This is a genomic window from Lishizhenia tianjinensis (genome assembly GCF_900116425.1).
Classification (GTDB): Bacteria; Bacteroidota; Bacteroidia; order Flavobacteriales_D; family Crocinitomicaceae; genus Lishizhenia; species Lishizhenia tianjinensis.
On record NZ_FPAS01000002.1, the window covers coordinates 47134 to 60288 of the forward strand.

Annotated in this window: 13 protein-coding genes; all 13 read left to right on the top strand. The window is 32.1% G+C overall.

From position 1 onward, the window contains the following. Nucleotides 1-15: 15 nt before the first annotated feature. On the top strand, nt 16-1041 hold the full coding sequence (gene rfbB / locus BM327_RS07005; protein ID WP_090247660.1) for a dTDP-glucose 4,6-dehydratase: 1026 nt from the start codon (nt 16-18) through the stop codon (nt 1039-1041). 17 nt (nt 1042-1058) lie between these two features. Continuing rightward, nucleotides 1059-1931 (top strand): glucose-1-phosphate thymidylyltransferase RfbA, encoded by an 873-nt coding sequence (gene rfbA / locus BM327_RS07010; RefSeq protein WP_090247661.1) that lies wholly within the window; start codon nt 1059-1061, stop codon nt 1929-1931. After that, complete coding sequence (locus tag BM327_RS07015) at nt 1932-3371, top strand: lipopolysaccharide biosynthesis protein (RefSeq protein WP_090247662.1); 1440 nt, start codon at nt 1932-1934, stop codon at nt 3369-3371. Continuing rightward, complete coding sequence (locus BM327_RS07020; protein WP_090247663.1) at nt 3368-4447, top strand: DegT/DnrJ/EryC1/StrS family aminotransferase; 1080 nt, start codon at nt 3368-3370, stop codon at nt 4445-4447. Before BM327_RS07015 ends, BM327_RS07020 begins: the two co-directional genes overlap by 4 nt. Before the next feature lie 36 nt (nt 4448-4483). Beyond that, complete coding sequence (locus BM327_RS07025) at nt 4484-5683, top strand: ATP-grasp domain-containing protein (RefSeq protein ID WP_090247664.1); 1200 nt, start codon at nt 4484-4486, stop codon at nt 5681-5683. Between the two features lie 9 nt (nt 5684-5692). Then, nucleotides 5693-6667: a hypothetical protein gene (locus tag BM327_RS07030; RefSeq protein ID WP_090247665.1), complete on the top strand. Its 975-nt coding sequence runs from the start codon at nt 5693-5695 to the stop codon at nt 6665-6667. Between the two features lie 3 nt (nt 6668-6670). Next, nucleotides 6671-7486, top strand: coding sequence for an HpcH/HpaI aldolase/citrate lyase family protein (locus BM327_RS07035; protein WP_090247666.1), 816 nt, complete (start codon nt 6671-6673; stop codon nt 7484-7486). A gap of 5 nt (nt 7487-7491) precedes the next feature. Next, nucleotides 7492-7944, top strand: coding sequence for a MaoC family dehydratase (locus BM327_RS07040; RefSeq protein WP_090247667.1), 453 nt, complete (start codon nt 7492-7494; stop codon nt 7942-7944). A gap of 5 nt (nt 7945-7949) precedes the next feature. After that, complete coding sequence (locus BM327_RS07045; RefSeq protein ID WP_090248895.1) at nt 7950-8840, top strand: HpcH/HpaI aldolase/citrate lyase family protein; 891 nt, start codon at nt 7950-7952, stop codon at nt 8838-8840. A gap of 109 nt (nt 8841-8949) precedes the next feature. Continuing rightward, nucleotides 8950-9621 carry an acetyltransferase gene (locus tag BM327_RS07050; protein ID WP_090247668.1) on the top strand — a complete coding sequence of 224 codons (672 nt, stop codon included), beginning with the start codon at nt 8950-8952 and terminating at the stop codon, nt 9619-9621. Nucleotides 9622-9650: 29 nt separating this feature from the next. Further along, nucleotides 9651-10781, top strand: coding sequence for a hypothetical protein (locus BM327_RS07055; RefSeq protein ID WP_090247669.1), 1131 nt, complete (start codon nt 9651-9653; stop codon nt 10779-10781). 39 nt (nt 10782-10820) lie between these two features. Further along, nucleotides 10821-12053, top strand: a complete 1233-nt coding sequence (locus BM327_RS07060) for a hypothetical protein (protein ID WP_139230287.1) — start codon at nt 10821-10823, stop codon at nt 12051-12053. Next, nucleotides 12016-13131 (top strand): glycosyltransferase family protein, encoded by a 1116-nt coding sequence (locus BM327_RS07065; RefSeq protein ID WP_090247671.1) that lies wholly within the window; start codon nt 12016-12018, stop codon nt 13129-13131. Before BM327_RS07060 ends, BM327_RS07065 begins: the two co-directional genes overlap by 38 nt. Nucleotides 13132-13155 lie beyond the last annotated feature (24 nt).

A 13155-nucleotide genomic window follows, 5' to 3' on the forward strand; every position in this document is an offset into this window, starting at 1 on the left:
TTAAGAAGTAAAAAAATGCAAAATATACTTATTACTGGAGGGGCTGGATTTATTGGAAGTCACGTTGTGCGTCAATTTCTAACAGATTACCCAGAGGCAAATATTGTTAATTTAGATTTACTCACTTATGCCGGTAATTTGGAAAATTTATCCGATGTAATAAATCATCCAAATTATCATTTTGTTCAAGGAGATATAGCTGATGAAGAACTTGTAAATAATTTGTTTGCCAAATTTCAGTTTACAGGTGTAGTTCATTTGGCGGCAGAGTCACATGTTGATCGATCAATAAAAGAACCATTAGCTTTTGCGCGAACGAATATTATGGGTACAATGGTTCTTTTGAATGCCTTTAAGAATTTATGGAAGAATGATTGGGAAGGAAAAAGATTCTATCACATTAGTACAGATGAAGTGTATGGAACTTTAGGAGAAACAGGTTTGTTTACAGAATCTACTCCTTATGATCCCAATTCACCCTATTCTGCAAGTAAAGCGAGTTCTGATCATTTTGTAAGGGCCTACGGTGAGACTTATGGCTTGCCTTATGTTATAAGTAATTGCTCTAATAATTATGGACCTAATCAGTATCCAGAAAAGTTAATCCCTCTTTTCATCAATAATATCATCGAGAATAAGTCTCTGCCTGTTTATGGTGATGGAAAATACACGAGGGATTGGTTGTATGTAATTGATCATGCAAGGGCAATATCATTATTGTTTGATAAAGCCACGAATGGGGAGACTTATAATATCGGTGGGTTCAATGAATGGCAGAATATTGATCTTATAAAGGAATTGTGCAAGCAAATGGATAAGTGTTTAGAGCGTACACCTGGTGAGAGTGAGAAGTTAATCACTTTTGTGAAAGACAGACCCGGTCATGATTTACGCTATGCCATTGATGCCTCTAAAATTAATAAGGATTTTGGTTGGAAACCATCAGTTACCTTTGAAGAAGGCTTGGCTAAAACCTTGGATTGGTATATGAAGAATGAGGATTGGTTAGCTTCTTTAAGAAAGAGAAAAGTTGAGTTGTAACTATAAAACCTAAAAGCATGAAAGGAATTATATTAGCGGGAGGATCAGGTACAAGGCTACACCCCTTAACAATGGCTGTAAGTAAACAGCTTTTACCCATTTATGATAAGCCGATGATCTATTATCCGCTATCAGTATTAATGTTGGCAGGAATTAGGGAAATATTAATTATTTCGACACCACATGACCTTCCGAATTTTGAAAAATTATTAGGTGATGGTAGTCAATTTGGGGTTCAATTAAGTTACAAAGTTCAACCGAGTCCTGATGGTTTAGCACAAGCTTTTATTCTAGGAGAAGAGTTTATTGGACAGGAAGATGTTTGTCTCGTTTTAGGTGACAATATTTTCTATGGTGCTGGTTTACAAAAATTACTTAGTGACTCTGTTCAAACTGTAAAACAAGAACAAAAAGCAGTTGTTTTTGGTAATTATGTAAATGATCCTGAAAGATATGGCGTTGCAGAATTTGATGAGAACAGAAATGTAATCAGTTTAGAAGAGAAACCAAAGCAGCCAAAATCAAACTACGCTGTTGTAGGTTTGTATTTTTATCCAAACTCTGTAATAGAAATAGCAAAAGATGTAAAACCATCAGATCGAGGAGAATTAGAAATTACGACTGTAAACCAAAGCTATCTTCACCAAGAAAATTTAAAAATGCAAATTTTAAGTAGAGGATTCGCATGGTTGGATACTGGAACTCATGAAGCTTTAACAGAGGCCACGGAGTTTGTAAAAGCAGTAGAGAAACGAACAGGGTTAAAAATTGCTTGTTTAGAAGAGATAGCATTAAATTACAAATGGATAACTAAAGAAAGCGTAGAAGAAAACCTAAAAGGAATGAAGGGTGACTACTTTGACTACATAAAAAAAATTACGCTTAAATAAATGTCGCTAAAAAAACAAACATTCTCAGGTGTATTCTGGACTTTCGTTGATACGTTTCTAGTACGTGGATTAACATTCTTAGCAATGGTTTTGTTGGCGAGATGGTTAGGACCAAAGGATTTTGGTTTAGTAGGAATGATCGCAGTTTTTATTGCAATTGGAACTACATTGACTGATAGCGGTTTAACTAACTCTCTAATTAGAACAAAGGATCCTGATCAAGGTGATTATTCAACGGTGTTTTATGTGAATATTGTGATGAGTTGCTCAGTCTATACCATTATATACTTTTCAGCACCTGGAATTGCACATTTTTTTGATCAGAAAGTTCTTATCGATATTATTAGAGTTTATTCCTTACTTTTTATTGTGCTCGCTTTTTCAGCTGTTCAATTGGCAATTTTTACAAGAGATATGGAATTTAAAACAATAACCAAGGTCAATACACCAAGTACAATAATCGGTGTGTCTATTGGTCTGTATTTGGGATACAATGGTTATGGGGTTTGGAGTATAGTTTGGATGTATCTTAGTACTCAACTTGTAAAAGCGGCGTTACTTTGGTTATTTTCTAGTTGGAAACCAAAGCTTCTTTTTTCAAAAGAAAAGTTTATTTACCACTACAATTTTGGTTACAAATTACTTCTGTCTGCTTTGATAGATACTATCTTTAAAAATAGTTACAACATATTAATTGGGAAGTATTTCTCTGCCCAAACTTTGGGGTTTTACGAGCGAGCAAAACAATTTGGAGAATATCCATCTTCCACGTTGACGAATGTGCTTAGTAAAGTAAGTTATCCTATGCTTTCAAAAATTCAAGATGATTCAAAACGGCTTGAGACTTCTTACAAAAAGCTGATTAGAGTTTCATTTTTCGTAATTGCGCCTTTAATGTTAGGAACTGCGGCAGTTGCTAAGCCACTCTTTTTATTGGTTTTAGGACAAGAATGGTTGCCTGCAGTTGTGTTTTTCCAGATACTTAGTTTAGCGATGATGCTTTATCCCATCCATGCATTTAACCTTAATATATTGAAAGTTTATGGTAGAAGTGATTTGTTTTTAAAATTAGAGATTATCAAAAAAAGTATTATAACAGTCTCTATAATAGTCGCATTTCAATTTGGAGTTTTAGGATTAGTGTGGTCAAGTGTATTTACATCATTTGCCTCATTAGGCATTAATATGTTTTATTCAAGTCGATTAATAAACTACCCTGTATTCGTACAGTTAAAAGATCTTGGTCAAATATTTATAACCACTATTTTAACAGCGTTAGCGATGTATAGCTTAACAGTTCTTTTACCTAAAGAACAACTGGAATTACAAGTTGTTTTAGCATCTATCTTCGGTGCGTTACTTTATATTTGTATCAACTATGTAAATAAAAAAAGTCCATTACATGAAGCTGTGTCACTTTACAAAACAAGAAACCAATGATTCCTGTTACTAAGCCCTTTTTACCTCCGAAAGAGGAATACCTAGAGTATATTTCAACAGTTTGGGATACACAATGGCTCACCAATATGGGTCCGTTGTCTGTTCAACTAGAGGATAAGCTTTCTAATTTTTTAAAGTTAGAAAACTTACTCTATGTAACCAATGGAACAATTGCCTTACAAATGGCGATTAAAGCCTTGAATTTAGGTGGTGAGATTATTACTACACCATTTTCATTCATAGCTACCACCAGTAGTATTGTTTGGGAAGGTTGTACTCCTGTTTTTGTTGATATTGATGAAAATTCTTTAAACATCGATCCTAAGAAAATAGAAGAAGCCATTACTGAAAAAACAACGGCCATATTAGCAACCCATGTCTATGGTAATCCTTGCGATGTAGTAGCGATTGAAGAAATTGCAAAAAAGCACAAGTTAAAGGTGATATATGATGGTGCCCACGCATTTGGGGTGGAGATAAATGATAGATCGATTTTTGAATATGGGGATATTAGTATTTGTAGCCTACACGCTACAAAACTTTATCACTCCACAGAGGGTGGATTAATCATCACCAAAGATCAAAAATTATATTCAAAACTCAAGTCTATGCGAAATTTTGGTTTTGCCGGACCTGAATCTTTCAGTGAGTTGGGTATAAATGGGAAGAACTCGGAGTTTCATGCGGCAATGGGGCTCGCAAATTTGCCTTATATAGAAGGTATTATTCAAAAAAGAGGAGAATTATCAGCAAGATATGATGCTAATTTAGCCGAGTTTAAGTCGAGGAAGCCTCAATGGTATCATCAAACTTTGCAAAATTATGCATATTATCCTATTGTTTTAGAATCAGAAGCCTTGCTTTTAAAGTGCTCTGATTTTCTCAAAAAAAGAGAAATATTTGTTAGGCGATACTTTTACCCTTCACTAGCAACTTCTCTTCCATACCTTCCGAATAAGTCGCTAAATATTACCGATGATGTTTCTAAACGAGTTTTATGTCTTCCTTTGTATGTAGATTTAACTATTGCAGAGATAGATATGATATGTAGTTTAATGTTAAAATGTACTGATTAATTAGGGTTAGGTTTCCTTTAAAATCTTTTTTAGAAAATGAAAAAATTGTTACTACTAGGAGGTCTTAGATATTTAGTACCGGTAATACAAAAAGCGAAAGCCTTAGGGTATTATGTTATTACTTGTGACTATTTGCCAAGTAATATTGCACATAAGTACTCGGATGAGTACCATAACGTGAGTGTTACAGATAAAGAAGCTGTATTGCAATTAGCTAGTTCACTTAAAATTGATGGGATTTTGTCTTTTGCTGTTGATCCCGGAGTAACTACTGCAGCCTACGTTTGTGAAAAATTGAATTTACCAAGTTCAGGGCCGTATGAGTCAATAAGGATTCTTCAAAATAAAGGGTTGTTTAGAGAATTCCTAGAGAAACATGGCTTTAACGTACCTAAATCAAGAAGTTATAAAATAAAGGATGAAGCATTAGTATCATTTGACGAATTTGATTTGCCTGTTATTGTCAAACCAGTAGACTCTGCAGGTAGCAAAGGTGTTTCAAAGGTAGAAAGAAAAGAGGAATTGGATGAGGCAATCGAACATGCGCTTTCAAACTCACCTTCTAATACATTTATAATAGAAGATTTTTTAGAATGTAAGTCATATTCATCGGATACTGATTGTTTCTCCATAGATGGTGAGTTTAGGTTTATATCTTTTTCAAACCAAAGGTTTGATAAAAATTCGCCAAACCCATACACCCCTTCGGCATATAGTTGGCCTTCATCTATTTCTTCTAAAAATCAAGAGGAACTCAAAAGAGAACTTCAACGATTAGTAAGTTTGTTGAAAATGAGGACTTCTATATATAATGTTGAAGTTAGAGAGACCACAAATAACAAGGCTTACATAATGGAAATTTCACCTAGAGGTGGAGGGAATAGATTGGCTGAAATGATAGAGTATGCTACGGGGGTAGATTTGATTACTTGTTCGATCCAGGCAGCTTTAGGGGAACCTATATCGGTTATTGAGCAGCCAAAATATAATGGTAATTGGGCTGAAATAATTTTGTATAGTAATAAAGCAGGATTGTTTCATGAAGTTATTATTGATAAGCGCATACAGGAGAATGTTGTTGAATTGGATTTGTGGATTAAAAAAGGTGAGGTCGTAAATGCTTTTACCGGTGCAAACGAGGCTATTGGAACTTTGGTTTTAAAGTTTGATAATCCTATTACATTGGAATCGATAGTTTCTGATTATACAAATTATATTGAAGTAGTGGTTAATTAATCGAGTAAAATGAAAGCTATAGGTGGATATTTTGAATTAGAACTTTCAAATAATAAAGAGTATCATAGTAATGCGATTTGTCTTAATTCTGGGCGAAATGCTTTTGAATATATCCTTAGAGCAAAGGAATATAAAAAAGTCTATTTACCGTATTATACATGCGAGGTAATGCTAGAACCAATTGAGAAATTAAACATAGAAATTGAGTTTTATTCTATAAATGAAAAGTTTACACCAATATTTGATTTTACTCAGCTAGGAAAAACAGATGTCTTTGTCTATACAAATTATTTCGGAATTTGTGATAAACAAGTTTTAAAGTTAAGTAAAGAGGTTGATAATCTAATAGTGGACAATTCACAAGCGTTTTATTCTATCCCTTTACCAAATATAGATACTTTTTACTCTCCTCGAAAATTTTTCGGGTTGGCAGATGGTGCTTATCTTTTTACTGATAAGAAGCTAAATCTGAATATCAAACAAGATATATCCATGCACAGAGTTCAACATCTTTTAGGGAGGATAGAGAAAGGGGCTGAAGAGTATTATAAGTTCTTTCAGGAAAATGACAATAAATTAAAGAATCAGCCTATAAAAAGAATGTCCGAGTTAACAAAAAGGATGTTAAAAAGTATTGACTATGATGATGTAGCTTATAAACGGCGAACTAACTTTAAGACGATACATAATATTTTAAAAGAGTTTAATAATTTAACATTTAATCTAGAAAATACCTCGGTTCCCATGGTGTATCCATTTTGGATTTCAAACGGATCTGAATTGAAAAAAGTTTTAATAAATAATAAAGTGTTTACATCTACATATTGGGAGAATGTTAAGGATTGGACGTCTTCAGGAACTTTAGAATATGAATTTACAGAGAACGTGCTTTTTATACCTATAGATCAAAGGTATAATGAAAAAGATCTTTTGCTTATCGTAGATTTACTAGGTCTAGAAAAAGGTAGAATTACAAGTGCATAATTTATGTTAGACTCATATTTCTTTATTCCCGGAGATAAAAAAAAGTATATTGATAAAATAGAAAGCATTCCATCTGATTTTCTTGTTGTCGATTTGGAGGATTCGGTACCTGTAAAATCTAAAGGTTTGGCGCAGGAGTTAGCTTTGAAAGTAGCGATTAAAGATAACTACTACATTAGAATTCCATTTTTTGAAAACAGATATACAGATGAAGAATTAAAAAAGCTCATCCTCCATTATGAGGGAAGGATTGCAGTTCCAAAAGTAAATGATGTTGATGAGATTTATAGAATAAAAACTTTAGCGCCTGATTTAAAGTTGAAGATGATTATTCTGGTTGAAACACCGAGGTGTCTAATTAATATTAAGGAAATTTTTGATCAGTTCTCAACGGACATACACGGTGTTACATTTGGGAGTCATGACTTTTGTTCCTTAACAGGAATTAAACCTACTGAGGAAAATATCAATACATACAAAAGAGATCTTGTGTTGTACACCAAAGCATATAATGTGAAATTTATAGACGGTGTAAATTTGGATTTAAGTAATTTCTCTCAATTCAGAAAAGAGTGTGTTTCTGCTTTTGAAATGGGGATGGAGGGTAAGTTTTTAATCCATCCAATGCAACTCGATAAACTTAAAGAAATAGAATATTTTACAAAGGATGAAATGATGGAGATCAAGGAAGTATATGAGCATATAAAATCAATTCCTTCTGATTCCATTGAAGTTTATAAAATAAATGGAAAGGTGTATGAGAAACCACACCTTTTAAGAATCAAAAAAATAATGTCTAAGCTAGACCCAAAAAAATAAATGATATGGAAGCAAATGAAATGGGAAACTATTTTGAAGACTTTGTTGTCGGTGAAGTTATACAACACAGTCAAACAAAAACTATCTTTGAGTCAGACAACAATCTTTTTTCATTGTTAACAATGAATCATCACCCAGTCCACCTTAACTCGGACTATGCAGAACAAAAACAACACGGAAAAATATTAGTAGTTGGTACTTTAGTCTTTAGTGTTGCTGTTGGAATTACAGTGATGGATATTAGTGGTAAAGCAGTGGCCAATTTAGAATATGAATCTGTGCAGCATCTCAACCCAGTACATATCAATGATACGTTATATGTTAGAACAAAAGTTTTGGATAAATGGGAGACCTCAAAAGGAGACAGAGGGGTGGTTTATGTAGAGACATTTGCAAAGAATCAACATGGTGTTGATGTTTTATCATTTAGACGTAAAGTTTTAATTTCTAAGAAATAATGGAGGTGAATGATTTACTACTGAGAAGTTTAATGTTTGTGCCGAGTCACAATGAAAAATTAATGGATAGCGCTGCTAAGTCAAATGCAGATGTTTTGCTACTTGACGTAGAAGATTCTGTGCAACCATTTAACAATAAACAAATCGCTAGAGATACTATTTTAAAATACATCCAAGCCAATACTTTTAAGAATAAGAGAATATTTCCTAGGGTTAACGATAGGGAAAGTGGAGAATTATTAAAAGATGTATTTCAATTGACGGTTGATGGAATCAACGGGTTTATGTATCCTAAAGCTAAACGAGGAGAAGACATCTATTTCTTCGATAAACTACTTGAAACCATTGAATATGAAAAAGGAATTCCGGTAGGTACTTTTAAAATAATTCCATTAATAGAAACAGCATCGGCTGTAATGAATGTTCAAGAAATTTGTACGGCTTCTCCAAGAGTTATAGCAATTGCATATGGATCAGAGGATTTTGTTACAGATTTAGAAGGGATTCATGATTTAGAACACCAAAGTTTATTCACACCAAGGGCTATGATTGCCATGGGTGCAAGAGCGGCTGGTGTAATTCCTATAGATACTGTTCACGTTAGGGTGCATGATTTGGAAGATTTGGAGAAAAATCTAAAAATTTCAAAAAACTTGGGCTTTGAAGGAATGTTGGTCTTAAACCCTAAAGAAATCCCACTGGTTCATCAATATTATTCTCCAACGAAACAAGAAGTTGAGGATGCTAAAGCTATGCTTTCTATGGCTGACCAAGCTAAGAAAGAAGGTGAAGGAGTAGCAATAATAAACGGAAAATTTATTGGTCCTCCAATGATTAAAGCAGCTAAAAAAACGCTTATTAAAGAATCATTAATAAACAGAGGTAAGGGCGTTTGATAAGGTCAATAGAGACTTCTTCGCGTGAAACGTCTTTTATTCGATCCCATAGAACTCGGGTATTGTCAAAGGAAAAATAGATTATTCTACAAATTATAAAACAAATGATATGAAAACGAAAGTAATCGTTATAGGAGGAAAAGGAGGGGCTGTAGTTGTTGGAGAACAGATTTATGATGCTCAAATGAAAGGTGCTAATGTAGAGTTTTTAGGTTATGCTTTTGATGATGAAAGTTTTGGTACTGAAATTAATGGTTTTCCGATTGTAGCAAAAACGAAAGAGGTGTATTCGAAATTTAAGGATGATGAAGATGTCAAGTTTATTTTTCAGCTGTATAGACCTGATTTAATGAATGAAAGAATTGACCTGTTAAAAAGTTATCACATACCTGAGGATAGATTTTATACATTTATTCACCCATCATGTGTGGTTTCTCCAAGCGCGAAAATTGGTGTTGGAGTGGCTATAATGGCCAATAGCGTTGTTAATTCTAATGTGGTTATTGGTAATCATTGTACAATTCACTCCAATTCATTAATAGGTCATGATACCAAAATGGGTAATTACAATTTCGTAGCGGCTCATAATGTAATTGGTAGCAATAATAATATAGGAAGGGCTAATTTTTTAGGACTTAATTCTACGTTTAATAATTATCTGAATATTGGGGACAATTGTTTTGTGGGTATGGCCTCAAATGTTATAAAATCGATTCCTGATAATGTTAAGGTTTACGGCAACCCAGCCAAGCCTTTTACCAGTAAAATTAAAGCACTTTAAATGGAGGGCAAATTCAATATCAGTTATTAATGGATAAATTAAAAGTTCTACATATACACACAGATAAAAAATTTGTTGGTGCTTATCTTAATTTTGAAGGAGATAACTTTAGCAATAAGTCAATAATTATTAGCGAAAACAACACGTTAGAGTTACCGAATATTCAGATTTTTAGCAAATTTGATTTAGACGAAATAGTTAAGCTGTGTAATCAATTTGATGTGGTTGTGTTGTACAATCTTGACGTAGTCAAAAGTAAAATAGCTTTAAAAATTTCAACTGATATTAAAATTATTTGGAGGTTTTTTGGAACGGAATTGTATAGTCTAAAATACCTCAGCTACATTAGCAAAGAAGGCTTCCTAAAGGGGCATACTTTCAAACAAAAGGTAAAAAGTAAGTTGAAAGAATATCGTTTTCTTCAAAGCTTTAATAGTCTTATTAATAGAAAAGAAAATCCATATAGATTGTTCTTTAAAGCGATTGAACGCATTAATTTTATTTTAGTTATTAGCAAAGAAGAGTATGGTTATCTGAAAAGTGTTTGGCCAACGATTCCTGCTTTTATTAAGGCGCCACCTGTAAGTTATTCAAAGGAAGTTGAAGCTATTAATTATGAGGAAAAAAATGCTCAAAATAAACCGAGAATTATTGTGGGAAATAGCCGATCAAAGTATAATAATCATCTAGATATTCTAAATATAATTGAAAAATATTCAACGAAGCATAACTATAACTTTAAGTTGTTTTTTAGTTATGGAAAAGAAGATATTTACTCACAACGAATTACGAAGGAAGTTTCGAACAAGCCCTACTTTGAATTAATAACAGACTTTCTCTCTAAAGAAGATTTTAACAGCACCTATAATGGTTCATCTGCACTGGTCATTAATAGTTTTCGTCAATTAGCAGGTGCAAACATTATATTAGCCCTCGAGAAAGGGCTCAAAGTATATTTAAATGATAAGAACATTCATAAAAATTGGCTGATTAATGAAGGGTTTAAAATATTTTCAATAGCTGAATTTGAGGAAGATCTTAAAAATAACAAGCTCTTCTACGATGAAGAAACAGCAAAACACAATAATCAGAATCTTAAAACATTCATCAATAGATACACCAAGGAAGATTTTCAAATCAACGTTAAGAATTTAATGTAAGTACAAATTTACGCTGAATCAAAAATTGAAAATATATACATGAATCTAGCTAATTACATATTTTACATTTTACTTTTTGTAGGATTCTTTCTTCCTACCAATAGTAACATGTATATTCCCCTTCCTGGAGTTCTACTAAAAGTAAATGAATTAGCATTCCTATTGCTTCCCGTAATTAACCTTTTTTGTAAATCCAATATTGCAAAGCATAAAATTGATAATAAACTTAGAAAAAATATATTCTTTATTTTAATAACGGTTCTAATCACAGAATTTGTATTGAAACCATTTCTATTCGGTCAATCCGTAGGAGATTCATTTAAGTCATTTAGAATTGGCCTCCCTCTATTCGCTTCATTACTAATATTGTATCAAGGCATAAGAGTAAATGTAAGAACATTTTGGAAGGTTTTATTATTTGCAATAGGAATTTCAGTTCTTTTGTCCGTTCTATCTATATTCATCTATTTACCCATTTATTATAAAGCTGACGAAGAGAATGTACTTAATATGCTGCAAGGAAGGATAGTGAATTCAAATGGATCATTTGGAATTATAGGGTTATATCTTTTGTTTGCCGATAAAGAAAAATGGTATAATGAAGGAAAGCTAGTGAAAATCGTTTCTGTCTTAAGTGTTATTGCCCTAATTCTAACATTTAACAGAACCTATTTGGCACTTTTAGCATTAGAATTATTGTATTTAACTTACAAGTCGTTCTCCTTAAATACACTAAAGCGCTTAGTGGTCTTAACAACAATGTTTTTAGCGGTAATTTCATATTCTTATTATAACTTTGGTATGATTAGAAGGCAAATGGATAAAAGAATTCTATCAATAATAAATAGTGAGGTAAGCATTCATGAGTCTACAATAAAGGGTAATAGGGATATGATTTATGAAGGTATTCGATTAAGGATTGATGAAAATTACTGGTTGATAGGATTACCTTATAAAATTCCCATCTTTATTCGGCCTTCTATGTATGGAAAAGAATCTCAAGAACTAAGAAAGACGGATACTTCGATTATAAATGTTTTATTACGTTATGGAGTTATACCACTAATCTTAATTACCCTTGTGTTTAATTTACTCATAAAAAGAGATAAAAATTATGGGTTTAAAACAGTATTTATAATATACCTTCTTGCTTCTTTAAATACAGACTCACTTGTTGGACAAAATGCCATCTTTTTTCTAATTCTTTTTTTTATAATCAGAAACTCATTTATAAATGAAAAAAATAGTTTTTATAGCCAAAACAGATCTTAATACAGACGGAAGAATTTTAAATCAATTAAAGATTTTAGAAAATACGTACCCTGAACAACTTATTGACTTTATATTGCTCCCAGATAAACCATTAAAAATAAGTTGTGGTGACAATGTAAAAATGCATATAATAAATACTCAATTTAGAAACAATAAGTTCTTGAGAGTATTTACTGTTCTTGAGTTTATTGTGAAGTCTTTATATCTATTATTTAAACTTAAACCTCATATTCTTCACGCTCAAGATACGGCTATAGTTCAACCTGTTATATTATATAAATTTTTTAGAGGTTCAACGTTTAAATTAATTTATGATGATCATGAAATTCCTAATGAAAATGAAAGATTTACAAAAAGAATTTTAAATAAAATTGAGGAATTGGTCTTAAAAAAAGCTGATCATAATATATTTGCTAATGAAGAAAGAATGGAGGTTTTAAGGAAAGAACTTTCACTAAAGACAAATTGTAGTTACTTTCTAAACCTACCTTATTTTGATGATGAGGAAAGTTCTATAGAATTAAGTGAAAATGATAAAAACTCATTAAATGAACTTGATAATTCAATTCGCAAAGGTTGTAAGTTTATAGTTCATCAAGGAGTTTTAAGAATTGAAAGAGGAGAGGAGAGGCTTGCCGAGTTGAGTAGAATTTTACCAGAAAAGTACAAAATATTATTACTTGGCGGGAACGAAATCGAATATGAAAAATTTATTGAAAAATATAAACTTGATAAGGCAAAGTTTTATTTTAGAGGAAGCGTAAATTATTTATTTTTACCAAAATATTGGGAACGTGGTATAGCGAGTATCGTAATGTATTTACCTACTTACATTAACAACAGATTGTGTGCTCCCAATCGTTTTTATATTTCAATACAAAAAGGCTTGCCTGTAATAGTAAACAAAAACAATCCCGTTTTGTCAAATTTTATTGAAAAATATCACTGTGGAACATATATTGAAGATCTAAATGCTACAAATATCTCTAGAAGCATTGAAAATCTTAAAATTAAAGAGGATATGTTTAAATCACTGAAGAAGAAACAAGTCGAAGATTTTCTTAATGCTTATAGGTAAATAAAACGAACTTGTTTTTCGAAG